The sequence below is a fragment of the Pontibacter cellulosilyticus genome, from assembly GCF_014306105.1.
GTDB classification, from domain to species: Bacteria; Bacteroidota; Bacteroidia; order Cytophagales; family Hymenobacteraceae; genus Pontibacter; species Pontibacter cellulosilyticus.
This window is the reverse complement of sequence record NZ_JACRVF010000005.1, coordinates 370,204-395,576: the sequence shown is the minus strand read 5'-3', so window position 1 is coordinate 395,576 and position 25,373 is coordinate 370,204. Positions and strand designations below refer to the sequence as shown.

The 25,373-nt window shown below is 46.1% G+C and carries 21 protein-coding genes; 13 read left to right on the top strand and 8 right to left on the bottom strand.

Going from position 1 to position 25,373, the window contains the following annotated elements; genetic code table 11:
• The first annotated feature begins 15 nt into the window (after positions 1–15).
• The 7 genes from murD to ftsZ all read left to right on the top strand — a co-directional run bounded on the left by murD (position 16) and on the right by ftsZ (position 8,720).
• On the top strand, positions 16–1,359 hold the full coding sequence (gene murD, locus H8S84_RS17190; protein ID WP_187068600.1) for a UDP-N-acetylmuramoyl-L-alanine--D-glutamate ligase: 1,344 nt from the start codon (positions 16–18) through the stop codon (positions 1,357–1,359).
• A 27-nt stretch (positions 1,360–1,386) separates the two neighbouring features.
• Positions 1,387–2,559, top strand: a complete 1,173-nt coding sequence (locus H8S84_RS17185) for an FtsW/RodA/SpoVE family cell cycle protein (protein ID WP_187068599.1) — start codon at positions 1,387–1,389, stop codon at positions 2,557–2,559.
• Positions 2,552–3,664 (top strand): undecaprenyldiphospho-muramoylpentapeptide beta-N-acetylglucosaminyltransferase, encoded by a 1,113-nt coding sequence (murG, locus tag H8S84_RS17180; protein WP_187068598.1) that lies wholly within the window; start codon positions 2,552–2,554, stop codon positions 3,662–3,664. The genes H8S84_RS17185 and murG overlap by 8 nt, the downstream gene beginning before the upstream one ends.
• Complete coding sequence (gene murC / locus H8S84_RS17175) at positions 3,661–5,070, top strand: UDP-N-acetylmuramate--L-alanine ligase (RefSeq protein ID WP_187068597.1); 1,410 nt, start codon at positions 3,661–3,663, stop codon at positions 5,068–5,070. Before murG ends, murC begins: the two co-directional genes overlap by 4 nt.
• A 100-nt stretch (positions 5,071–5,170) precedes the next feature.
• On the top strand, positions 5,171–5,818 hold the full coding sequence (locus H8S84_RS17170; protein WP_317175453.1) for a cell division protein FtsQ/DivIB: 648 nt from the start codon (positions 5,171–5,173) through the stop codon (positions 5,816–5,818).
• A 10-nt stretch (positions 5,819–5,828) separates the two neighbouring features.
• A complete protein-coding gene (gene ftsA, locus H8S84_RS17165) occupies positions 5,829–7,139 on the top strand; it encodes a cell division protein FtsA (protein ID WP_187068595.1) in 1,311 nt (436 codons plus the stop codon).
• A 27-nt stretch (positions 7,140–7,166) separates the two neighbouring features.
• Positions 7,167–8,720 carry a cell division protein FtsZ gene (ftsZ, locus tag H8S84_RS17160; protein WP_187068594.1) on the top strand — a complete coding sequence of 518 codons (1,554 nt, stop codon included), beginning with the start codon at positions 7,167–7,169 and terminating at the stop codon, positions 8,718–8,720.
• A 72-nt stretch (positions 8,721–8,792) separates the two neighbouring features.
• On the opposite strand, the gene H8S84_RS17155 is transcribed toward ftsZ, so the two are convergent.
• The 4 genes from H8S84_RS17155 to H8S84_RS17140 all read right to left on the bottom strand — a co-directional run bounded on the left by H8S84_RS17155 (position 8,793) and on the right by H8S84_RS17140 (position 13,005).
• Positions 8,793–9,317, bottom strand: coding sequence for an NADPH-dependent FMN reductase (locus H8S84_RS17155; RefSeq protein WP_187068593.1), 525 nt, complete (start codon positions 9,315–9,317; stop codon positions 8,793–8,795).
• A 138-nt stretch (positions 9,318–9,455) separates the two neighbouring features.
• Entirely contained in the window at positions 9,456–10,211 is a 756-nt protein-coding gene (locus H8S84_RS17150) for a succinate dehydrogenase/fumarate reductase iron-sulfur subunit (protein ID WP_187068697.1), read from the bottom strand.
• A gap of 152 nt (positions 10,212–10,363) precedes the next feature.
• On the bottom strand, positions 10,364–12,298 hold the full coding sequence (locus H8S84_RS17145; RefSeq protein ID WP_187068592.1) for a fumarate reductase/succinate dehydrogenase flavoprotein subunit: 1,935 nt from the start codon (positions 12,296–12,298) through the stop codon (positions 10,364–10,366).
• A gap of 20 nt (positions 12,299–12,318) precedes the next feature.
• Positions 12,319–13,005, bottom strand: coding sequence for a succinate dehydrogenase cytochrome b subunit (locus H8S84_RS17140; RefSeq protein ID WP_187068591.1), 687 nt, complete (start codon positions 13,003–13,005; stop codon positions 12,319–12,321).
• Positions 13,006–13,229: 224 nt separating this feature from the next.
• Between H8S84_RS17140 and H8S84_RS17135 the strand changes: the two genes are divergently transcribed.
• The 3 genes from H8S84_RS17135 (at position 13,230) to fabD (ending at position 17,459) form a co-directional block, all read left to right on the top strand.
• Positions 13,230–16,004, top strand: coding sequence for a T9SS type B sorting domain-containing protein (locus H8S84_RS17135; protein ID WP_230407232.1), 2,775 nt, complete (start codon positions 13,230–13,232; stop codon positions 16,002–16,004).
• Between the two features lie 4 nt (positions 16,005–16,008).
• Complete coding sequence (locus H8S84_RS17130; protein ID WP_187068590.1) at positions 16,009–16,434, top strand: thiol-disulfide oxidoreductase DCC family protein; 426 nt, start codon at positions 16,009–16,011, stop codon at positions 16,432–16,434.
• Positions 16,435–16,580: 146 nt separating this feature from the next.
• Positions 16,581–17,459 carry an ACP S-malonyltransferase gene (fabD, locus tag H8S84_RS17125; RefSeq protein ID WP_187068589.1) on the top strand — a complete coding sequence of 293 codons (879 nt, stop codon included), beginning with the start codon at positions 16,581–16,583 and terminating at the stop codon, positions 17,457–17,459.
• Positions 17,460–17,630: 171 nt separating this feature from the next.
• Here fabD and H8S84_RS17120 read toward each other — a convergent pair whose 3' ends face one another.
• Together H8S84_RS17120 and H8S84_RS17115 are read right to left on the bottom strand one after the other, a co-directional pair.
• Positions 17,631–18,287, bottom strand: coding sequence for a CatA-like O-acetyltransferase (locus tag H8S84_RS17120; RefSeq protein WP_187068588.1), 657 nt, complete (start codon positions 18,285–18,287; stop codon positions 17,631–17,633).
• On the bottom strand, positions 18,262–18,936 hold the full coding sequence (locus tag H8S84_RS17115; protein WP_187068587.1) for a Crp/Fnr family transcriptional regulator: 675 nt from the start codon (positions 18,934–18,936) through the stop codon (positions 18,262–18,264). The genes H8S84_RS17120 and H8S84_RS17115 overlap by 26 nt, the downstream gene beginning before the upstream one ends.
• 249 nt (positions 18,937–19,185) lie before the next feature.
• On the opposite strand from H8S84_RS17115, the gene H8S84_RS17110 reads away from it, so the two are divergent.
• Both H8S84_RS17110 and H8S84_RS17105 read left to right on the top strand, forming a co-directional pair.
• Positions 19,186–20,289 carry a PepSY-associated TM helix domain-containing protein gene (locus H8S84_RS17110; protein WP_187068586.1) on the top strand — a complete coding sequence of 368 codons (1,104 nt, stop codon included), beginning with the start codon at positions 19,186–19,188 and terminating at the stop codon, positions 20,287–20,289.
• A 212-nt stretch (positions 20,290–20,501) separates the two neighbouring features.
• Positions 20,502–22,862, top strand: a complete 2,361-nt coding sequence (locus H8S84_RS17105; RefSeq protein WP_187068585.1) for a TonB-dependent receptor — start codon at positions 20,502–20,504, stop codon at positions 22,860–22,862.
• Between the two features lie 113 nt (positions 22,863–22,975).
• Here H8S84_RS17105 and H8S84_RS17100 read toward each other — a convergent pair whose 3' ends face one another.
• Together H8S84_RS17100 and H8S84_RS17095 are read right to left on the bottom strand one after the other, a co-directional pair.
• Positions 22,976–23,836, bottom strand: coding sequence for a bestrophin family protein (locus H8S84_RS17100; RefSeq protein WP_187068584.1), 861 nt, complete (start codon positions 23,834–23,836; stop codon positions 22,976–22,978).
• A gap of 39 nt (positions 23,837–23,875) precedes the next feature.
• Entirely contained in the window at positions 23,876–24,340 is a 465-nt protein-coding gene (locus H8S84_RS17095) for a phospholipase D-like domain-containing protein (RefSeq protein ID WP_187068583.1), read from the bottom strand.
• Positions 24,341–24,619: 279 nt separating this feature from the next.
• On the opposite strand from H8S84_RS17095, the gene H8S84_RS17090 reads away from it, so the two are divergent.
• Positions 24,620–25,303, top strand: coding sequence for an Ig-like domain-containing protein (locus H8S84_RS17090; protein WP_187068582.1), 684 nt, complete (start codon positions 24,620–24,622; stop codon positions 25,301–25,303).
• Positions 25,304–25,373: the final 70 nt, after the last annotated feature.

Below are 25,373 nucleotides of genomic sequence, written 5' to 3'. Positions count from 1 at the left end.
ACACGAAAACGAACTATGAGAATAGCAATACTAGGAGCGGGAGAGAGTGGCGTAGGAGCGGCTTTGCTGGCACAGGCAAAGGGGCTTGATGTGTTTGTTTCGGATATGGGGCAGATAAAAGAGCAGTACAAAGCCAAACTGGCCACTGCTGCTATCCATTTTGAAGAAGGTACGCATACTTTTGAGCGCATTCTGGCGGCTGATCAGATCATTAAAAGTCCTGGAATTCCAGATAAGGCTGAGATAATAAAGCAGGCAACTGCGAAAAATATACCGATCATTTCGGAGATAGAGTTTGCCGGAAGGTACACGGATGCCAAATTTATCTGCATTACAGGTACGAACGGTAAAACAACTACCACGTTGCTGACTTACCACCTGCTTAAAAATGCAGGCTTGAACGTAGGCTTGGCAGGAAATATCGGTGAGAGCCTGGCGGAAAAGGTGATCGAGAACAAACACGAGTACTATGTGGTGGAACTGAGCAGTTTTCAGTTAGACAACATGTACCAGTTTAAAGCACACATCGGCGTGCTAACAAACATCACACCTGACCACCTGGACCGCTACGAGTACAGCATGGACAAATATGCAGCTTCTAAGCTACGTATTATCCAGAACATGGCTGGCAGCGACTTTTTCGTGTTTAATGCCGACGACGAGAACATTGCCAAAGCATTTAACTCTGAAAAGTTTGGCGGCACAACAATCCCTTTAACTTTGAAAGGAGCGGAAGGAGCCAAAGTATACTTTGAGGGTTCAAGTATAAAAGTGGAAGCCCAATTTTATGAAGGCACAGTTGATACCTCAAAATCTGGATTGATCGGAAAGCATAACCAGTACAACACTATGGCAGCAGTAGCTGTGGCGAAGCTGGTAGGTGTGGCTGATGATGCAATAGAAAAAGCGCTGGAGACCTTTGAAAACGCAGAGCACCGGTTACAGCAGGTGGGTGTAGCCAAAGAAGTAACCTACATCAACGATTCTAAAGCTACCAACGTGGAAGCTGTTTGGTATGCATTGGAGGGTATTAAGCAACCGATTGTATGGATTGCCGGTGGCGTGGACAAAGGAAACGACTACAGCACTTTGGTTGACCTGGCGCGTGAAAAAGTTAAAGTGCTGGTTTGCCTTGGCAAAGACAATGAAAAGCTGAAGCAGGCATTCGGAAGAGTAGTGCCGATTATTGCCGAAACTACATCTATAGAGTACGCCGTACGCCTGAGCCGCTCACTGGCAACTCCGGGAGATGTGGTACTGTTGTCGCCGGCATGTGCCAGTTTCGACCTGTTTAACAATTACGAGCACCGCGGCCAACGATTTAAGGAAGCCGTGCAGAAAATAGTTTTAAAGAAATAAAAACATAACCGATTTAGCCAAAGGTTTATGATAAAGCAGTGGTTACAGAAAAACCTCAAAGGGGATCCTGTATTGTGGGGAATCGTCTTTATGTTCTCGCTTATAAGCGTGGCGGTGGTGTATTCTGCCACTGGTACGCTTGCCTATAAGTCTCATGAAGGCAACACAGAGTACTTCCTCCTGAAGCATTCGTCTCTGATATTGGTAGGTCTGGCGTTTATGTGGCTGGCCCATAAGATCAACTACCGATATTATTCCAGGCTTTCGCTGTTTGCACTAATAGTATCGGTGCCATTGCTGCTGTTTACCTTTTTCTGGGGATCAAACATTAACGAAGCCTCCCGTTGGATCACCATTCCGGTGATAAACCAGACATTCCAGCCATCCGACTTAGCCAAACTGGCTTTGATATCATACTTGGCTAGTATGTTGGCTAAAGTACAGTTGGAGCTGAAAGATTGGAAGAAAACACTGGTGCCGATGATGCTTTGGACAGCAGGTATCTGTGGCTGTATCGCATTAACTAACACATCTACAGCTGTATTGCTTTTTGCCACCTGTATGCTGCTGATGTTTATTGGTCGTGTACCTTTAAGATATTTGGGGTCAACGTTCCTGATTGTGCTGGTATTTGGAGGTATGATGTTGGCATTAGGTCAGCGCTTAGATACAGCTATTAGCAGGGTGGAAGACTTTATGGATCCGAACCAGACGGCCTTCCAGTTGGAGCAGTCTTACATTGCCATTGCCACAGGAGGCGTGGTGGGTAAAGGTCCGGGTAACAGCGATCAGCGCGATATTCTGCCTCACCCATACTCAGACTTTATCTTCGCTATCATTCTGGAAGAGTACGGCTTACTTGGAGGGATAGTAGTGTTGTTTTTATACTTGGCCCTGCTATATCGGGGGCTCGTCACAGTGGCGAACAGTACTGGTGCCTTTGGTGGTTTGTTGTCTGCAGGGCTAAGTTTTAGTCTTGTTATTCAAGGGATGATCAACATGGGCGTAGCTGTCGGTCTTGGTCCGATTACAGGTTTGCCGCTTCCTCTGCTAAGTATGGGTGGAACATCCCTGATCTTTACAGGTATCTCGCTGGGGATTATACTTAGCGTGAGCCGTACCGACAGAGAAATCATTAAAGAAGTTGCGTCTCCGGTTAATAATGGAGTTGCTCCCTCAAATACACTGGTAAATGGCTAAGCAGCAGAAACCATATCGTGTAATAATAAGCGGTGGCGGCACCGGCGGGCACATATATCCTGCTGTGGCAATTGCTAACCAGCTAAAAGCTGTTAACCCAGACTCAGAAATTCTGTTTGTGGGAGCCAAAGGCCGCATGGAAATGACCAAAGTGCCGGAAGCAGGATATAAGATCGTGGGACTTTGGATCAGCGGTATCCAGCGCAGGCTAACATTAGATAACCTGTCTTTTCCGCTAAAGGTGCTGTCAAGTATAAAAGCGTCGCACAAGATTATAAAAGATTTTAAGCCTGATGCCGTGGTAGGTGTGGGTGGCTATGCCAGCGGACCATTGTTGTATGCGGCAACTTCCCAAAAAATACCTGCCCTCATACAGGAGCAAAATTCTTATGCTGGCATCACCAATAAACTGCTGGCAAAACGGGTTAGTAAAGTATGTGTGGCTTACCCGAACATGGAAGCTTTTTTCCCTGCTGAAAAGCTGGTGTTAACTGGCAACCCTGTTCGCAGCGACATTCTGGACAGCAACTCAAAACGTAATGAAGCACTGGCTCACTTTGGTTTAGCCGCAGACAAGAAAACCATACTAGTGATCGGCGGTAGCCTGGGTGCCAGAACCATCAACCAAAGTATAGCTGCAGGCCTGGATCAGATCGTGCAGGCAGGGTATCAGCTAATCTGGCAAACAGGCAAAGCTTTTTATCCGCAGGCACAGGAACTTGAGCAGAAGTATAGCACGCAAGGCACCAAGGCATTCGATTTTATAAAGCGCATGGATTTGGCTTATGCCGCAGCAGATGTGGTGATTTCGAGAGCAGGTGCTTTGTCTATTTCGGAGCTTTGCCTGGTAGGCAAGCCGGCCATACTTGTTCCTTCGCCAAACGTGGCCGAAGATCATCAGACCAAAAATGCCATGGCACTCGTGCAGCAGCATGCCGCCTTGTTAGTTCGCGACCAGGAGGCAGGTGAGCAACTGGTAAAAGCAGCTTTGGAGCTAGTACAAGATGAACAGGAGCAGAAGCGCCTGAGCCAGAACATACTTAAAATGGGCAAGCCAAATGCGGCAGCCGACATTGTAAACGAACTAATAAAACTGATTAAGTGAAACTGGAGCAGTATAACTATATCTACTTTTTAGGCATCGGTGGCATTGGCATGAGTGCGATTGCCCGCTGGTTCAATGCAAAGGGATATCCGGTGTGGGGCTATGACAAGACCCGCACGCCGTTAACCGAAACATTGGAGCAGGAAGGAATCCGTGTGCACTACGAAGATGATGTAAAGCTGCTGCCACAGGAAATACTTGAAAATAAAGAGCAGACTTTGGTGGTGCTAACGCCTGCCATACCTGCCGAGCATACAGAGTGGGCCTATCTGAAAGAGAATGGCTATACTATAAAAAAACGCTCTGAGGTGTTGGGCATCGTTACCTCGGGTGCCTTTACCATTGCAGTAGCAGGTACACATGGAAAAACTACCACTTCATCTATTGTAACACACCTGCTGCACCATGCAGGGGTAGACTGTTCTGCTTTTTTGGGCGGTATTGCTACAAACTTAAACTCAAACCTATTAATAGGAAAAGGAGAGGGCGGTAAGGAAACAGTAGTGGTTGAGGCTGATGAGTACGACCGTTCATTCCTGACTCTTTTTCCGAACGTGGCCATTGTTACTTCGGCAGATCCGGACCACCTGGATATCTATGGCGACAAGGATGAAATGATCCGTACGTTCCAGAAGTTTATCAGCCAGGTGCAGCCGGGAGGATACCTGTTTATACATGAAGGAATTGATGCTCGCCTAACGGATCTGGTGCAGGAAGGAGTGCAGGTAATAAAGTATGGCCTGAACGAGGGGCAGGCACATGTGCAGCACCTGAACATAAATGGCCGCTGGTTCGAGTTCGATGCCGTTAGTCCGTTTGGTAACATAGCAGGTTTGCGTTTAGGACTACCGGGCTTCCATAATGTAGAGAATACCTTGGCAGCTATACTTGTAGCGCAGGTGGTTGAGGTAGACGCACAAAGTATAAAGGCTGGAGTTGAGAGTTTTGCAGGTGTTAAGCGCCGCTTCGAGTTTGTATATGAAGGGCAGGGAAAAGTATATATTGACGACTATGCGCATCATCCGAAAGAGATAGAAGCCTTTATGGCTTCGCTGCGGGCTCTGTATCCAAACAAGCGCATAAAAGTACTATTTCAGCCACACCTGTATACACGCACAAGAGACTTTGCAGCGGAGTTTGCAGAGAGTCTGAGCGTTGTCGATGAACTGGTGTTGCTGGATATTTACCCGGCACGTGAAAAACCTATACCTGGCGTTACTTCAGAGATGATTTTAGAGCAGGTTACGTGCAAACAAAAAGAAATATTGCGCAAAGAATATATAGTTGAAAATTTGCTTAAAAACGGCGATTTTGATGTTCTGGCCACTGTTGGAGCCGGTGATATCGACACGCTGGTAAAGCCTATAAGAAATTTTTTAGAAAAAGAACGTCATGGGCTTGAATAGTAAAATAAAATCTTTAATTTTTGCAGGTTGTAGCATCGTTACTATCGGCGCACTTGCAGGTTTTGCTAATTCTAAGCAGAGTGAAAAAATCTGTAAAAAAGTGTCAATAAATATTGATAATGAGTACAACAATTACTTTATTGGGGATAAGGAAGTAAGGGGGTTGTTAACCCGCGAAGGAGAGCGAAAATTAGAGGGACTTCCGCACCGCAGTATCGATCTTAAAAACCTGGAGAAACGCATCGAAGCAAACAAGTTTGTAAAAGATGCCGAAGTGTACCGGGGGCTCGACGGAAACGTTCATGTACATGTAAAACAGAACAGGCCTATTGCAAGAATTATACGACCAGACCAGGATGTCTACATTGATGTGGAAGGTAACATACTTCCGCTTTCAGACAGATACACAGCTCGTGTAATACCAATAACCAGATCGGCTTTAACACAGTCCCTGGACAGGGAGTTTTTTCAGGACTCCACCGGACAGGCTTATATTTCTTTGCTGCAGTTCATCGAGAACGACCAGTTTTGGAAAGCACAGATTGCCCAGATGCATATTGATGGCAGAGGCAAAGTATCGTTTTTACCGCAGGTTGGCGAACACGCCATAGAGTTCGGAAAACCGGCAGAAGTAGAGACAAAATTCAGGAAACTAATGATCTTTTATAAAGAAGTGCTGCCGGTTGTAGGCTGGGACAAATATAAAAGAGTGAATGTAGAGTACGAAGATCAGATTATTTGCGAATAAATATACAGATATGCAGAACGACAAAATAGTAGTAGGCTTGGACATTGGCACAACCAAAGTTTGCGCACTTGTTGGTCGGAAGAATGAGTTTGGAAAGCTGGAGATACTGGGGATGGGCAAAGCGGTATCGGAGGGCGTGGTACGTGGCATGGTCAGCAACATCGACAAAACTGTTGAGGCGATCAAGAAAGCTATCCGTCAGGCCGAGGAGCAGTCAGGTATCAACATTGGAGTGGTAAACGTGGGGATTGCCGGGCAGCATATCAAAAGTTTACTGCACAACGGTAGCATTACACGCCAGGTAACAGACCACGAAATTACCGTGGAGGACGTGAACCGTCTTACCAACGACATGTACCGTCTGGTTACACCTCCGGGCAGCGAGATCATTCACGTAATGCCACAGGAGTACAAAGTGGACTACGAAGAAGGAATCACGGATCCGGTAGGTATGTCTGGGGTGCGTTTGGAGGGCAACTTCCACATCATCACAGCGCAGTCAAACGCTATCAACAACATCAACAAATGCGTAACGCGTGCCGGCCTAGCTGTTGATCACCTAATCCTGGAGCCACTTGCCTCGTGCATGTCGGTGCTGAGTGATGAAGAGAAAGAAGCAGGTGTTGTTTTAGTGGATATTGGCGGTGGCACAACTGACTTAGCCATCTTCAAGGACAACATTATCCGCCATACAGCTGTGCTTCCGTTTGGAGGTAACATTATTACTTCCGATATTAAGCAGGGCTGCATGGTAATGCAAAACCAGGCCGAACAGCTAAAAGTGAAGTTTGGTAAAGCTATTGCCGACGAAGCCTCTGAAAATGAGATCGTTTCGATACCTGGCCTGCGCGACAGAACACCAAAAGAGATATCTCTGAAGAACCTGGCCTATATTATCGAGGCTAGAATGGAAGAGATCGTGGAGCTTATCTACGCTGAGATCATGCGATCTGGCTACGGAAATAGTCTGGCAGCCGGTATCGTTATTACTGGGGGTGGCTCGCAGCTACAAAATCTGGTGCAGTTGGTAGAGTATATCACCGGTATGGATACACGCATTGGCTACCCTAACGAGCATCTGGGGAAATCTAAGATTGATGCCGTAAAGAGCCCAATGTATGCAACGAGCGTAGGTTTGGTGCTTGCAGGTTATCAGTCTATAGACCAGATGGCGGCAGGATATACAGAAACACAACAAGAGCAAGTAGAATACAAAAAGCCGGTTCAGAAAGCAGCCAAAGAAAAGGAAACCAACGGCGGCCTATTTCAGATGATCAAAGGCTTCTTGTCAGACGACATAGACAACAAACAAAGTTATTAACCCATAATTAGAGCAGGAGATTTTAGCATGACTTCAATGTACACTTTTGACTTACCTTCTAGCAGTAAGTCCATCATCAAGGTGATTGGCGTCGGGGGCGGTGGAAGCAACGCTGTTAACCACATGTATAGCCAAGGCATCAAAGATGTCGAGTTTATTATATGTAACACCGATGCACAAGCCCTTAAGAGCAGCAGCGTTCCTACCAAACTTGCCATCGGGCAAAACCTGACCGAAGGTCTTGGAGCTGGTGCTAACCCTGAGAAAGGCAAACACGCCGCTCTGGAGAGCAAGGAGGAAATCCGCGAAATGCTAAGCTCCGACACCAAAATGGTATTTATTACAGCCGGTATGGGTGGTGGTACCGGTACAGGTGCTGCTCCGGTTATTGCTAAAGTAGCCAAAGAACTGGGTATACTAACAGTAGGTATTGTTACAGCTCCTTTTGCTTTCGAAGGTAAGAAGAAGAAGCTGGCTGCCGAAAACGGTGTAAAAGAACTTAGCGAGAACTGCGATACTATACTTGTAATCCTGAATGATAAGCTGCGCGAGATGTTCGGTAACCTGACCATTCGTGAGGCTTTCGCTAAAGCTGACAACGTTTTAACAACAGCTGCCAAGTCTATCGCAGAAATCATCACAGTTACTGCTGAGGTGAACGTGGACTTTGAAGACGTGAAAACGGTTATGAAAGACTCTGGCGCTGCAGTGATGGGTTCTGCGACAACAGAGGGCGAAGGCCGTGCACTACGTGCTGCTGAGGAGGCGCTTTCTTCTCCATTGTTAAACAACACGGATATCCATGGTGCTCAGAAAATCCTTCTTTCTATCATGTCTGGTGAGCAGGCTGAGCTGGAGATGGACGAGTTAACCGAGATCACAGAATACATCCAGGACAAAGCAGGCCAGGAGGCTGAAGTTATCTTCGGTCATGGTATCGACTCTTCGCTGGGTCAGAGCATTCGTGTAACTGTTATCGCGACTGGTTTCGCTAGCAACGCTGACAACATCATGGAGCCAAAGAAGACGGTATTTGATCTGGAGAGCCAAAAAAAAATTGAAGTAGCTGAGCCTGCTAAAGTAGAAACGCCAGAAGTAGCTGCCTTTGTAGCTAAGCCGGTTGTTGCTCCAACTCCAGCGCCTCAGGCGCAGTCGCCAGCACCTGCTCCGGCTCCTGCTCCACAGCAGCCGTTGTTTGATCAGCAGCCTATGCGTAAGCCGGTAGAGCAACCACAGCCTCAGCGTACTATTTATACACTGGATGCTAACTCGCAAAACGATTTCTTTAGCTCTGTATCAAGAGACGAAGACCGTGCTGCCAAAGAAGCAGATAGAATAGCTGAAGAGCGTGAGCTGATGCAGCGTCGTGCTGAAGAGCGTCGTGAGCGCCTGCGCATGTTAAGCTCTGAGATTACATCTGAGGCTATTAAAGAGAAGCTGGATGTGCCTGCTTACCTGCGCCGCAACGTGTCGCTAGAGAAAGTGTCGCACTCTTCTGAGCGTAATATCTCTCGCTTCAACCTGAACGATGACAATGAGATTCTTGGCGATAATCGTTTCCTGCACGATAACGTTGACTAAGGAATCTTGAAGTATAAAAGAGAAAGGGCCGCAGATGATGCGGCCCTTTCTCTTTTATACTTGATGTTATTTTTAAAACTTGGTTATCTGGTCTACGTGCTGCTCCAGTAACTCCTGGTAAAGCTTGTTAGTAAGCTTGGTGCCGTCAAAGTTCTTTTCAATGTGGGCAAACTTTGGCTTCATGGGCATAATATACATACCTAGGTAATTAAGTATATCTGTAAGGTGGCTCAACGATAAGCCACTGCCTTGCATGCCTGAAGAGATACCGATCAAGGCTCCCTTCTTATCTTTAAAAGTATTCGGATAAGCCAAACCGTCGATAAATGCCTTCAGCACTCCAGGGAAAGATGAGTTATACTCTGGCACCACAAATACAAATTTATCAGAACCAGAGATCAGGCTGCTCAGTTTGTTAAAAGCTTCGTTCTTTCCTACGTTATCGTACAAAGCAGAAGTGGTGAAATCAGCGGGTAGATCAGCCAGATCAAGTATCTGGTAACTGACATTTCGGGCATCCAGCAATTCAGCATACATGTTTACCACAGCCCTAGAGTTTGATGCAGGCCGGTTAGTGCCTGATATTAATGTGATCATTATACGTGTTAATTTTTATATTCCCTTAACACAGAATCGAGGTTAAGGTTATACTTGGTGCAAGTATACTTGATATATGGTAAAAGAAAAAGGCGAGGTGCCGTAGCCGCCTCGCCTTTCCTAAATAGTGTATGTTGCTTATACGAGGTTCTCTGAGGTTGCTGTAGCCGAGATATACTCTCTTCTAAGTATAGCAATGTTCTCCAAAGAAATACCTACCGGACACTCTGCTGCGCAAGATCCGATGTTAGTACAAGCACCGAAGCCTTCGATATCCATCTGAGCCACCATGTTCTCTACACGTGTCTTACGCTCTGTCTTACCTTGCGGCAACATAGCAAGCTGAGATACCTTAGCAGACACAAACAGCATAGCAGAAGCGTTTTTACAGGCTGCCACACATGCTCCGCAACCGATACAGGTAGCAGCGTCAAAAGCCTTATCAGCAATAGACTTAGCAATCGGAATAGCATTTGCATCTGGTACACCACCTGTATTCACAGAGATGTAGCCACCAGCCTGCTGAATACGATCGAAAGCAGAACGATCTACTACAAGATCTTTATGCACTGGGAAAGCAGCTGCTCTCCATGGCTCGATGGTAATGGTGTCGCCATGTTTGAAGTGGCGCATGTGCAGCTGGCATGTAGTAGTGCCGCTCTCCGGACCGTGTGCACGGCCGTTGATGAACAAGCTACACATACCGCAGATACCTTCGCGGCAGTCGTGGTCAAAAGCGATTGGCTCTTCGCCTTTACGTAGCAGGTCTTCGTTCAAAACGTCCAGCATCTCCAGGAAAGACATATCAGGAGATATGCCTACCACAGGATATGTAACCATTGAACCTGCTGAGTTTCTATCTTTTTGGCGCCAAACCTTTAGTGTCAGGTCCATTGGTTTAGCATTTGGATTACTTCCAGCCATCTTATTTCAAATTAGAAATTATAAATTATGAATTAGAAATTATTAGAATGATGCTTTTACTTATTAGAGTGCCGCTGTTCATTTCTAACTTCTCATTTCTAATTTTTAATTATCACAATCAATTATTTGTAGCTACGCTGCGTTAGCTTCACATTTTCGAACTTCAGCTCCTCTTTGTGCAGAACTGGCTCGTTGCCAACGCCTGTAAACTCCCAGGCTGCTACGTAAGCAAAGTTCTCATCGTCGCGGAGGGCTTCGTTCTCCGGCGTCTGGTATTCTTCACGGAAGTGACCACCGCACGATTCATTTCTGTGAAGCGCATCATCAACCATCAACTCACCCAATTCTAAGAAGTCGGCAACACGGTTAGCTTTCTCTAGCGTGATGTTCAGCTCCTCGTTTACACCAGTTACCTTCACATCTCTCCAGAACTCATCGCGTAGTTTACGGATCTCTTGTTTAGCAAACTGTAGGCCCTCTGCGTTACGGGCCATACCGCAGTAGTCCCACATCAATAAGCCCAAAGCTTTGTGGAAATCATCTACCGTACGGGTGCCGTTGATGCTAAGCAGTCTGTTATTCTTCTCTACTACAGCTGCTTCAGCCTCTTTGAAAGCAGGATGATCTGTACTTACTCTATCGTATGGTGTATTAGCTAGGTAGTCACCAATAGTATAAGGAATAACGAAGTATCCGTCAGCCAGACCCTGCATTAGGGCAGATGCTCCTAGGCGGTTAGCACCGTGATCGGAGAAGTTACACTCGCCTGTAGCGTATAAGCCAGGGATGTTAGTCATCAGGTTATAGTCTACCCAAAGGCCACCCATGGTATAGTGCACGGCAGGGTAGATACGCATTGGTCTTTCGTACGGGTTCTCGTCTGTGATCTTGGCATACATCTCAAACAGGTTACCATATTTGGCAGCAATAGCCGGCTGGCCATCTCGTTTGATCGCATCGGCAAAATCAAGGTATACAGCCAGGCCAGATGCACCTACGCCACGTCCTTCGTCGCAAACCAGTTTAGCGTTACGTGATGCCACGTCGCGAGGTACCAGGTTACCAAAGGCTGGGTATTTACGCTCCAGATAATAATCACGGTCTTCTTCTTTGATATCGTTAACCGTGATCTCGCCTTTTCTTAGTCTTTGTGCAATCTCAACAGTCTTAGGTACCCACACACGGCCATCGTTACGAAGCGACTCAGACATAAGTGTTAACTTAGACTGATACTCGCCAGATACTGGGATACACGTCGGGTGAATCTGAGTATAGCAAGGGTTAGCGAACAAAGCACCTTTCTTGTAAGCTCTCCAGGCTGCTGTTGCGTTAGAGCCCATCGCGTTGGTAGAAAGGAAGAACACGTTGCCGTAACCGCCTGTTGCCAATACTACTGCGTGCGCGCTGTGTGATTCAATTTTACCTGTGATCAGGTTACGTACCACAATACCGCGTGCCTTGCCATCAACCATTACCAAGTCAAGCATTTCAGTGCGTGGGTACATTTTTACTTTACCGTAAGCAATCTGGCGGTTAAGGGCAGAATATGCACCTAAAAGCAGCTGCTGTCCTGTTTGGCCACGGGCATAGAACGTACGCGACACCTGTGCACCACCAAATGAACGGTTAGCAAGTAAGCCACCATACTCACGTGCAAAAGGAACACCTTGTGCCACGCATTGGTCAATGATATTTACAGAAACCTGCGCCAGGCGGTAAACATTGGCTTCACGTGCGCGGTAGTCGCCACCTTTAACGGTATCATAGAACAAACGGAAAATAGAGTCACCGTCGTTCTGGTAATTTTTTGCTGCGTTTATACCACCCTGTGCGGCAATAGAGTGCGCACGGCGAGGAGAATCCTGGAAGCAGAATGCTTTTACGTTATATCCAAGTTCGCCAAAAGTAGCAGCTGCAGAAGCACCCGCAAGGCCAGTACCTACTACAATAATATCGTATTTACGCTTGTTAGCTGGGTTTACCAGCTTTACGCTAAATTTATGCTTTTCCCATTTATCGGCTAAAGGGCCTTCCGGGATTTTAGAATCTAATATCATAGTAAACTATTTCAGTTTAATTATAACTCGAAGAAAAAGAAGAAGTAAAGCGGAATTATAGCAAACCCAAGGCAAATAAGAATTGAGAAAGCGTAACCGAACTTCTGGATAAACGGTGTATATTTTTTGTGCGTCAGGCCAAGCGTCTGAAACGCACTCTGGAATCCGTGAATCAGGTGGTAAGCCAGGGCAACCATTGCCAATACATAGATTAGAACATACCACCAAACCTTGAACGACTGCACAACTTTAATGTACAGGTTATCATACTCTACATTGTCAACTACAATTGGCTCCAGGCCGCCGAAACGGGCAGGTACAAAGAAATTCCAAAGGTGAATGATCAGAAACACAAGTATAACCGTACCAAGCAAGCCCATGTTACGGGAAGACCAAGGGCTGTTTTCCTCAGGGCGGTTGTTTGCGTATCCTATCGGACGAGATGCCTTATTACGGCGTGTCAACACAATAGCGTCATAAATATGGAAAAGGAAGCCTAACAGCAGAACAATTTCCATGGTGCGGATGATAGGGTTTGTGCCCATGAAATGTGAGTAGACGTTGAACGCCTCACCGCCATCGGTGTAAAAAAGCTGTAGGTTACCAATCAGGTGTATCACCAGGAATGAGCACAGAAAAAGACCTGTGATCGACATGATGATCTTGCGTCCGATTGTACTGGAAAACGTTTTAGTAAACCAATTCATCTGTATTAGTTAAAGGTTAATTAATGATGCGTTTTTAATTCTCAAAGGTACTAGCGGTGTTATTATAAAACAATTTTAGCCGAATATTTTGAATCAATCTAAATTGGTATGCGTAGGACAAAAAACCATTATTATGTAAACCTGTTTTTCTTCCATTTGTTGATAATAAAAACAAACTTTTTTAGTTTACTTTATAGCTGATTGTACCGCCAAACCCAATTTATATGCGAAACAGTTTACGCAAAAGGTATCTGCTGCATGGCGGTCTGTTGTGGGTGTTGATATTGCTGATAGGAGCTTTTACAGAAGCACAGGCCACGCACATTAGAGCAGGAGATATCACTGCCAGACGGGATACTACGCCTAACCCTAACCCGTTACGATTTTTCTTTACCATGAAAATATACACCGATACCCCTTCCAATGCGGAAGACCCCACGGTGCAAATTTCGATGGGCGACGGTAACACGATAACAGTGCCACGCGTGGGACCTGAAACTCCGGTAGGCGACCCCTCTGATCAGGTTACGCTGGCGCTTTACAGGTGGGAGTATACGTTCGGCTCGCCAGGTACCTATAAAGTATCCTGGACGGGTATAAACCGTAATCCGAGTATCCTGAATATTGCTCCTCCTTCAGATCAGGTTACTTTCTTCATTTCGACTACGGTAAACATTAACCCGCTTCGGGGATTTAACTCAACGCCGGTTCTTACTGTAGCTCCTGTTGATCTGGCTGCTGTAGGGCGTGTTTATGTACACAACCCAGGCGCCTACGACGCTGACGGTGATAGCCTTGCATTTAAGTTAAGGGTGCCGCAACAAAGAGGTGGAATTAATGCTGAGCCTACCAACGTGCCTGGATATGTGCTGCCAAGCCTTTACGGTGGTGGCTGCTCAAGAGCCTCAGGAACCGGTACCTCCTTTCTAACCATCGATGTGGTTACCGGGCAGCTTACATGGGACTCGCCTTGCGTGAAGGGGGAGTACAACGTCGCATTTGTGGTGGAAGAGTGGCGTGTTTCGGCCAATGGAGCCGTTAAGATAGGTGAAGTGGTGCGCGACATGCAGATTATTGTAAAGGAGACGCCTAACAGGCCACCTCAGCTAGCTCCAAAAGACACCTGCATTATTGCCGGAACTACACTGAACGGTATTATTCGCGCCACTGATCCGGATAAAGATTTTATAACGCTTACTGCAACAAGCGGTATCATACCTCCAGCCACTTTTAGGCAAACTGTAAATAATGCAGGTGTGGCAACAGGAGCTTTTAGTTGGTCTACCACTTGCTCCGATGTGAGGGAAAGGCCGTATCAGGTTATTTTTAAAGCAGAGGATATTCGTCCGCCAAACGAAACTGACCTGGCAGACCTGCAGCCATGGAATATAACAGTGGTGGGGCCGCCTCCTCAGAACCTTGTTGCAACCAGTTCGAACAAAACAGTAACAATAACCTGGGACCCTTACATTTGCCAGAATGCCTCTACCATACGCATTTACCGGCGCGAAGGAGCTTCTGGTTTTGTGCCTGATGTGTGCCAGACTGGGGTTCCGGCGAGCACAGGATATGTGCTTATTGCTGAGGTAAGTGCTAAGGAGACCTCATATACAGACAATAATAAAGGGGCTGGCTTAAAGGCAGGCGCAGAGTATTGCTATATCATTTATGCAGAGTTCCCTGGTCCGGCCAGAGGTAAGAGCTTAGCTTCTAACGAAACCTGTATCACGATTGAGCAAGACATTCCATACCTGACTAATGTTACAGTAGACAGAACAGACCGAACAAATGGTGCTATAACTGTAAAATGGACACAGCCACGTGATGTGTCGAGGCTGACACAGCCGCTGGAGTACCGCCTGTTACGCAAAGAAGGCATGCAGACAGGAACCGGATTTGTGGAGGTGAAGCGTACCCGCAACATGGCTGACACCACTTTTACTGACCAAGGTTTGAACACGTTGGAGAAAGCGTACAGATATAGGCTGGAGTTTTATCAGGCACCTACGCCTGGCGCTCAACCAACTGAACTTCGCGACAGCACTGAGGCATCGAGTGTGTTCCTGGTTTTAACGCCGAGCACTGGAGACCTGAAAGAGATAAAGCTGGACTGGACCTATAGTGTACCTTGGATGAACCAAGCTAAAAAGCACCTGATTTACCGCCAGATTAATGGCACCTTTACGTTAATAGACAGCGTAACGGCAACAGCCTCAGGTGGTACATATACTGATAAAGGTACGTTTGGCGGCACAGTATTGCAGCGAGGAACCGAGTACTGCTATTATGTACAAACAGTTGGTACATATGATATCAAAGATGTGCCATCACCGCTGCGAAACAATAGCCAGCAGGTGTGTGCTACTCTTCCTAAGATTGTGTGCGCCCCTGTTCTTAGCATTGAGGCACTGGACTGTGCAGTTTTCAGCCAGAACCCGACGCAGCCGCCGTACCAGAACGTGCTAAACTGGGTACCGCAAATCACAGGCGATTGTACAGATCAGATAGATTTCTACACCATTTACTTCAAACCGACCGATGATGCTGAGTATACAAAGCTAGGTACTACAAAAGAGACTACCTTCACGCATGGCGATTTGCAGTCGGTTGCCGGGTGCTATGTAGTAACAGCCACCGATGTGCTGGGTCGTGAAAGTCCGGTGAGCAATGAGGTTTGCAACGATAACTGTATTACCTTTATCTTACCAAACATCATCACCCCGAACGGCGATGGATTGAACGATGTGTTCCGCCCAGATAAACGTGCGGCCTTCATCAAGAGCATGAAATTTAAGGTGTTCAACCGCTGGGGCGTGCAGGTATTTGAGAAAACAGCTACTACCGGCGACGACGTGTTCATTAACTGGCGCGGCGTGGACAAGGATGGTAACCGTTTAACAGACGGCGTGTACTACTACGAGGCAGAGGTGGAGTTCTTTACAAGGAACCCAGCCGAATCTCGCAAAAAGTATAAAGGCTGGGTAGAGATAGTACAATAGATAAATGACAACAGAAAATATTGAAAAGCTAAGCAAAAGAGCCATCGTGTTTTACGATGGCTCTTGCGGCTTTTGCCAGGCCAGTGTGCAGTTAGTACTAAAGTATAACCAGCAACAGGATCTATACTTTGCGGCCTTGCAGTCAGATGTTTTACAGGCTGTAGTACCTAAAGCGCAAGTGCCTGACACATTACCTGATGCTGTGCTGTTTTGGGAGGGTGGTAACCTCTATTCTGAGTCAGATGCAGCACTTCGCATTGCCCGGCACCTTAATTTTCCGTTTTCCATACTTTACTATTTCCGGTTTATTCCTTTATCTTTCCGCAATTTTGTGTACCGCTTTATAGCAAAACACCGCTACAAGATCGCAGGCCGCACCGACAGCTGCATGCTGCCAAGCCCTGCACAGCGGGCAAGGTTTGTAGGGTAGTTTAATTGTTGAATACTGAATTGTTGTTGGGGACGGATAATGAAAAGGGTAGCTCTTTAGATACACCCATCCAAGCGAGACCATTTAACAATGTAGGAATTCAACTTTTAAAGTCAACATCGAGCAATTAACAATAAAATATAAAAATGAAGAAAGCATACGTTTTCCCGGGACAGGGTTCTCAGTTTGTGGGCATGGGCAAGGACTTGTATGAGCAGCACGAGGAGGCACGCCAGTTGTTTGATAAAGCAAATGAGATCCTTGGTTTCAACATCACCGAGATCATGTTTAATGGCACCGATGAGGAGCTGAAGCAGACGAAAGTTACACAACCTGCCATTTTCCTGCACTCTGTGGCGCAAGCTACCGTAGCTAAAGATTTTGCTCCTGATATGGTGGCAGGGCACTCATTAGGCGAATTTTCGGCTTTGGTTGCCAGCAAAGTTTTAAGTTTTGAAGATGGCTTGCGTTTAGTATCTAAGCGTGCTTTGGCCATGCAGGCAGCCTGCGAGGCAAACCCATCTACGATGGCAGCTATACTTGGCCTAGAGGATGATAAAGTAGAGGAGGTATGTGCTTCTATTGATGAAGTAGTAGTGGCAGCTAATTATAATTGCCCTGGCCAGCTGGTTATTTCCGGATCTAACAAAGGCATCGAAATTGCCTGTGAGAAGATGAAAGAAGCCGGTGCTAAGCGTGCCTTGCCGCTTCCGGTTGGAGGCGCGTTCCACTCTCCGCTGATGAAGCCTGCCGAAGAAGAACTGGCAAAAGCGATTAACGAAACTACGTTTAGCCAAGGCATTTGCCCAATCTATCAGAACGTAGACGCAAAGCCTCACACCGACCCTCAGGAAATTAAAGATAACCTGATAAAGCAGTTGACAGCACCTGTTCGCTGGACGCAGTCGGTGCAGCAGATGGTGGCAAATGGCGCTACGCATTTTATTGAGTGCGGACCAGGCAAAGTGCTGCAGGGGCTTGTGAAGAAGATTGAGCGTACAGCAGAGGTTAGCTCTGTAGAGTAGTAGATAATACAAAGTATAAAGTATAAACGCCGCCTTTCTGTTTTGCAGGAGGGCGGCGTTTTTGTTGGCAGTACTTACTTTTGAAGGACTTTGCGTCCCTTGCGGAATCCTTTGCGATCTTGGCGGTAAAACTAAAACCGCTAAGAAAGCACTAAGCACTCAAGGGCTAATTTATATTTTACCCAGGCTATTTATACTTGCCTTCATATGCTCCAGGAACAGGTGTATATGGTAGCCATCTACTAGAGCATGATGTACCCGCACGCTTACTGGAAGTATAACCCTATCCTCTTTAAACTCCAGTTTGCCGAACGCCAGCTTCGGAATAGAGTCGTCTGGTTGATCAATGTGTGCGTGCTCCATACCTTTTAGCGTGAACCAGGGCAGGGTAGTGGCATGTACCAGGTCTGGGCCATTATAGCCGTAGAACAGCCTGTTGCTCTTTTTTACTTCTGCTATAATTTCAGAGGCCTCGTTGCAAAAAGTATGGAGATCGGTGTGGTGCGTCAGGTGCACAAAAGATACTGTTTTGTTGTCCTTCAGTACGGTGGTGGAAATGTCTACAGCCTCATACTTTACAACCTCATCACCTTCAAGCCTCAACAGAAAGTTTTCGGTAGCGCGTACGCCTTCGGTGGCAGCATGCAGGTAAGCCAGAAATACTGATAGCTTTTCCTTTTTAGCATAGTGATAGAGGTTTGTTATATCTACTTCGGTGTGCACGTTAAAGAACGGCTGCGTAAATGCCCTGAAAAAGTGGAAGTGCTCTTCACGTTCCCAGCCTTTAATTTCGAAACTGGTTTTACTGTATTGTGTTTTCGTATGCATGTATTTTGTGCTGCAGCAACTGCAGGTTTATTTCTTTAATGATGGTTTGCTGTGTATTTATGATCTGTTCCTCTTCTAGTTGCGCCAGTAGCCTGTTCAGGTTGCGGGTAGAGGTGCCCAGTGCCTCCGCCAACAATGCCTTTGATATTTGTAGTTCGTTAAGTTTTGAGAACTCTCGGAGCACGACCATCAGCGAGTAAAACAGCTTATTGGTACTCTGAATGGCGGCTTTATGGGAGGTGTTCAGCAGTTTGGAGATGACATTACGGTGGATGAGCAAGTTGAACTCTGGCTCCTGTGATAGCATTTTCAGGAACTGTTGCGGCGCCATTTTCCAGAGGGTGCAGTTGGTAACAGTCTCTACAGTTCCAAAGTGGGGCATCTCCATGATGGCTTCCACATCTCCTAAAACCTCTCCTCTGTCGAAAATACCCAGCGAATAAGCCTGCCCCAGCGATGTAGTGCGCACTACCTTTACCAATCCTGTCTGAAGTATAAATAGACTATGAGGTTGTGCATCCTGCTTCAGCAACTGGTGCTGAGGTTCGTACTGCACGCAGTTTATGCCGTACTTCTCAAGCAGGTGCTCATGAGTTTGCATGTAGCGCGTTATAGCTGCCCTGTATTCGGTTAGTAGGTGCTCTTGCATGCTACAAAGGTAAGGCATACTGCTACAGCCCCGAAAGGACATTTGTCCGGTGCGAATAATTTTTAAGCAGAAGTACAAGGGCAGGTAATTAATAGCAGATGAGATTATTTAGTAAATTTATTTAGATTAATTCCAGATAGTGTTTGAGCTTATCTGTTTTACACTTAGATTTGCTAACCGGTCATCTTGTGCAGGTAGAGATAGCTGATAAAAAAGTAACAGGTTTAAAAAGCCGAAAAGTATAAAGACTTGAAGAAGCGGGCAAAAAAAACGTATTCCATTCATCATTGGCTAGGCCTTGTGGCCGGACTTTTCCTGCTTATCTCTAGTCTAACTGGTTCAGTACTGGTGTTTCACCACGACATCGACCACGTACAGTTTAAACAGCTTTCCTCTTTAACCTCTCCGGCTTCCGAGCTTAAGATCGATAATTCTTTTGAGCGTATCAGGCAGGCTAATCCGGAAAGCGATATTAGGGTGCCAGAGCTACCTGAAAATTCAAATCAAGCGCTGAAGTATGAGATACGTAAGGGCAGTAGCCGCAAGTGGCTTTTTGTGCACCCCGAAACAGGGGAGACTTTAGCTACCGTAGATCGTGCCGACAAACGACTGGTGCACGTACTTCTGGACCTGCATTATAACCTGTTGTCGGGCACACCGGGTAAAATTATCGTGTTGCTGGGTGGTCTAGCCCTGATCGTACTTACCATAACCGGTTTCCTGCTTTACCGCAAGTCCATACTTAAAGTGCTTTCCTTTAGGCAACTCGTTTCTTTCAAAAGCAGAAGGTCGTTCTTTTCCAGCCTGCACAGAGTAGTAGGGGTGTGGAGCTTGGTCTTTAACCTCTTTATAAGTATAACCGGTACCTGGATTGCCTACACGATTGTAGAGTATGCGCTATCTCCGGCTTCAAGTGCTGTTGCCGAGGTTAAGCCGGCCGTTGTTTCTGTGGATGAAGTAATTCGTCAGGTAAAAGCAGACTATCCGGAATTTAAAGTGAATTACCTGCGCTTTGCCGGCGGCACGCTTTCTGTTCTAGGCAGGCACCAGAATGATCCTGCCTATTACGGGCGTACCTATAGCAACATTCAGGTAGACTTAACCACAGGTGAAGTAAAAAGCGTAAATATGTTGCGTGACCAGCCGTGGCATCAGCGCCTCCTTACTATTTCTAAACCGATACACTTCGGTGATTATGCCGGCATTTGGGTAAAATTACTTTATAGCTTCTTCGGGATGCTGCCTGGTATATTGGCCGTTTCCGGGTTTGTGATTTGGAGGCTACGTAAGATCAAGCCAGCTCCCAAAGCACCACGCCTAAAAGTGGCCAAAGCCTATACTTCACCAGCCTAGAACGTTAGTCTCACTTAGCCTTGCTAGAATTCTACCGATACCTTCAATACTGCAGGTAATTAGTATAAATATCCATTGCTATAGCATCATTTACCTATCTTTTTATAGCGCCTGCGCAATATTTAAAATTTATATACTTGTTTGTTTGGAATGATTCTAAATAGGGAATAATATTGCATCATCATCTATTTAAAATTGATCTAAATAAACATATGAAAAAGATTCTACTCTTAATGATGCTGTTAACTGTTGCAGGTTTTACCTATGCACAGGTTGGCTCAGCAAAAGTTGTGGGTACTATAACCGACTCTTCAGGCGACGCAGTTGAATACGCGACTGTGGCACTCTTAAACACGACAAAAGGCACTACATCAGACGCAAAGGGTAATTTTACCATCTCTGGTTTACAGTCAGGCAAATATACTGTTTTTGTGTCTGCCATTGGCTACCAAACTAAAAAAGAGGTAGTAGAAGTACAGGACAGGGAGGTAAGAGAGCTTTCGGTAGCTTTAGGAGATGCCCCTAGTATGCTGAACGAAGTGGTGATTACTTCACGTAAGCGTGACCAGCGCAAAGAGAACCTGACTGCTTCCATCACCTCTATAAATACACAATTACTGCAGGAGCAGCAGCAGGTAAGCAATAACCCAATCGATATATTGGCGGTAACGGTGCCGGGCATGGGCCATGCCTCCGGAACAAGCAGCAACTGGGGCCAGACCCTGAGAGGTCGCCAGATATTGGTAATGGTGGATGGAGTACCGCAGTCTACACCGCTCCGCAACGGTTCGGTAGATGTAAGAACCATTGACCCGCACGTGCTGCAGGGCATCGAGGTACTAAAAGGCGCTACTTCTATTTATGGTAACGGTGCAGCCGGTGGTGTTATCAATTACATCACAAAAGATACCGACGCGATCAAAAGCTTCTCTTCTAAAACCCAATTGGCTTCTACTGGCTCTCTGACAAACACAAAAGAAAGCATTGGTGGCAGAATAAATCAATCATTTTATGGCAAGGCAGGTAAACTAGGCTACATTGTAAGTGGTGGATATGAGCAGACAGGTGTGGCAAGAGATGCTGATGGCGACATCATCGGACCAATTTACGGCATGAGTAACCTAGAGAACCGCAACGCCTTTGGCAAACTGAGCTATGATATTACGGCTAAGCAGCATGTACAGGTAAGCTATAATTACTTCGGCAGCCAGATAAAATCGCACCTGACGGAAGCAATGGGAAGTATAAAGCAGGACCGTAAAACTACGGCTGTGCCAGGTACAGTACAAGGCTCTCCGGAAGGCACCCGCTGGAACCATAATGGTTTGCTGAAGTACTCTTACGATAGCCTGTTCCTGAACACCAACGTGAATGTAAGCGCCTATGTACAGGACATCAGCACCGTGTTTGTATATAGCCCAACATTTGAAGGTGGCGGTCAGTCTACGATTCAGTCTTCTAAAAAAGGCCTGCGTTTCGACCTAAATACCCCGTTTGGTTTTGGCAGTAACGTAAACGGCGACCTGATCTATGGACTTGACCTGCTGAATGACGTAACATCACAGCCATTGCTGGATGGCAGAACCTGGGTACCGAAGATGGATATGGTAAGCACAGCACCGTTTCTGCAGTTACAAGCTAAATTCTTTAACGACCTAGTATTTAACGGTGGCGTTCGCTTTGAGAACATCAACATAGGGGTGCCGGACTATACTACCCTTAAGCCTTATAACAACAACACGAAAACTTTTGGCAACAGCGTAAATGTGAAGGGTGGAGAATTGCAGTACAACAACCTGGTGTTTAACAGCGGCCTGAAGTATAACCGATTCGACTACTTTAAACCGTTTGTTAACTTTTCACAGGGCTTTTCTGTGGCCGACTTAGGTGTGCTGCTGCGTAGGGCAACGGTAAACGATATCGCGCTTATCCAGACTGAGGCCGTTATTGTGAATAACTATGAAGCGGGTTTTGCCAGCGAAAACAGAATTTACAGAGTAGAGGCAACGGCTTTTATTAGCCAGTCAGACCTAGGTTCTAGCTTTGTGGAGCAGAACGGCTTTTACAACATACTTCGCCTGCCAGAGCGCGTGCACGGCTTTGAAATTGCAGCAGATGTTAACCCGACCCGCGACCTGACAGTAGGGGCTACTTACTCTTATGTAGAGGGCAAGCGCGACGTAAACGACAATGGTAAATTTACTGATACAGAAGATACTTATTTAGGTGGGGAAAGAATATCAGCACCAAAGTTTACTGCTTATGTGCGTTATGCTCCAATCAAGAGCCTGAACCTGAGAGCAGACCTGATCGGCTCCGGTGAAAGAGATCGCTTTACGGTGCAGGAGTCAACGGGGCTTTACAAAGTTTACGAAGGTAAGGTTAGCCCGTACAGTATCGTGAATTTTGCAGCCTCTTACAGGATGTCTCCTTCTACAACCTTTAACCTGGGTGTGGAGAACCTGTTCAATGCTGATTACTTTCCGGCTCGTTCGCAGTTTCTGATGTTTGACCAATACTACATCAAAGGACGTGGTGCCAGCTTTACATTAGGTTTAACGGTAGAGATATAGTTAGATAATACCCATATAGTTTTACTAAGGCCATTCCGGTTTATCTGGAGTGGCCTTTTTTCTTTTAGGCAATTGCTGGACTTTTAAGAATAGATACTTCTGTTTTACCGGCCTTAACTCAATAGCTCTGCGACATGCTTTCTAATATTGTGGCAGATCTGGTCAGTTGGCAGGTCGTTGTCATCGGTACCAAAGGGATTCTCAATTTCCTCAGCAATTAGCTCTAAACTGGCCAGCGCATAAAGTATAAGCACTACCACCGGTATAATGTAATAGCCAAGGCTAAACGACCAGCCAAATGGCAGCGTGATGACATAAAAGAAAACGAATTTTTTAATGAACACACTGTAGGTAAATGGGATAGGCGTGTTTTTAATGCGTTCGCAGGCGCCGGTGTGGTTGGTAAGGGCTTTCACATCATCGCTTAGGGCTAACATCTGGGCATTAGACAAATTACCCTTTTCGTGCAGGGCATTTACCCGGCTGTATATGGCAGCGGCTATCTGGTTTGGCAAATGGCGGCCACGCTTCAGGTCCAGCACCGGGTCCAGTTCCTCAAAATTCTCGTTCTCGCGCAGCATGTTCTTAAGCGCAAAGGCAAAGTTTGGGATCATCAACCTGAAAAAGCGTTTGTCTTCTTCTGCGCGTACCATGGCGTTGACCTTAATAGCCATGTTGCGTGAGGTGTTGGTGAGGCCTCCCCATACTTTGCGGCCTTCCCACCAACGGTCGTAGGCGGTGTTGGTCCTGAATACAAGTAGCAACGATATTACAAAGCCCAACACCCCGTGCATCATGCCAAAATTGCGGATGTATTGCGACTCTTCGGTGCTCAGGTAATTTAATTCTACGTAAGCAATAGCGCCGGAATATATACTCACGGCCAGCATAAGCGGGAGCAATCTGCGAAACGTATCGGCCTTAGTAATCCTGAAAATAAAGATGAACCAGTCTTTGGGGTTGTAGTTGATCACAGTTTTAAGAAATAGGAATTGCTAAAGTATAATGTATGACTATTCAGGCTGATAAGTATAAACTTCCATTTCGTTCCAGAGCCTATCAAACTCCTGGCAATAAGCTAAAACAGTATCGCGATCGTGGGTAATCAGCACGTTCTCATGGTTATAATTGGCGGCACTGCGGGTCCAGTTATAACTACCGGTAAGTATAGCTTCGTTGTCGATAATGACAAATTTGTGGTGCATGTGGTACTGGCTCAGGTCTACCCGAACGGGCAGGCCCGCCGCTGCAATTCTTCTAATGTCGGAGCCTTTATCAAACAACTTTTCGTTGTCTGTTAATACTTTCACATGTACCCCTTCCTTATGCGCTCGTATCAGTGCCTCCGTTATCCAGTCGTCGCTTATGGTGAACACACAGATTTTAAGAGAGTGTTCGGCACTGTTTATACTTTCGAGTATGGCATTAAGGCAGTCGTTGCCGGGGCTAAAGTAGGCCCGATTTGGTAGCTTGCTCAACTGGTTATACTTTGATTTGAGATGTTATAGGGCAAGATACAAAAACTTGAGAGCCTATATAGAGGTGAGTTTTTCAAAATCAGGTGCAGCGTTAAGTATAACGACAATTTTTAAGCCATAGCAACAGGATTTTTGTGTGTTAGCAGCTATGCGTCTGTGTTTTATACTTATCTTCAAAAGTTTTTTTGAGCAAGGCAACCCTTTTTTCAGAAGCTTGGTCTTACCGGTACAAGCATTAAACAAAGATAATCTACAGCTATGAATCGATTACCCATAAGTATGAAAGCAATACTGCTTCTGGTTGCCTGCATAGGATGTTTTGCCGCCTGCGATCAGTTTGAAGAAGACGTTGTTCCAGTTTCTTTTGGAGGAGATTTAAAGATCCACCCGGATAACCTGTATGTGTACAACAACAAAACAAGCAGGGTGCACAGCGAGGCGAATGATACAATAGTATCGTTTGATAAAAAGACCTATAGCACCCCGATAAATGGAACACTTGTAGCAAACTTTGACGGGATTGAGGGGACAATGGGGTACAGACCTAACCCCGGTTTTGTAGGTACAGACAGCCTTACCTACCAGGTTTGCAGCGGACAGACCTGCAAAACGGCCAAAATCAAGCTTATTGTAGAAGAACCAGTTGATCCTGCTAACTGCACTACTACAATACAGCCCGACTTTGTTAAAACAAAACGAGACAAGCCAGTAGAAATCAGGATGTTTGTAAATGATATTATCTGCCCCTCACCTAGTGTGGCAGCTTATTATAATGCACCTTCAAGAGGTACGGTAAGGTATGTTAATTACTTTGAAGGATGGAAGAATGATGTGTGGATCTATACTCCTGCTAAAGGGTTTGTGGGTGTTGATTCCTTTACATACAAATTTTATCCCAATGGGTATACCGGGAGTAGTACCGACAAATACCTGGAAGCGGAGGTTCGGATAACAGTAGAGTAGCCTAAAGAACTAAGTGCCTGCTCCGGTTGCGGAAAGGCTGCTGTAAGCCGGGAAATTAACATAAGAAGTG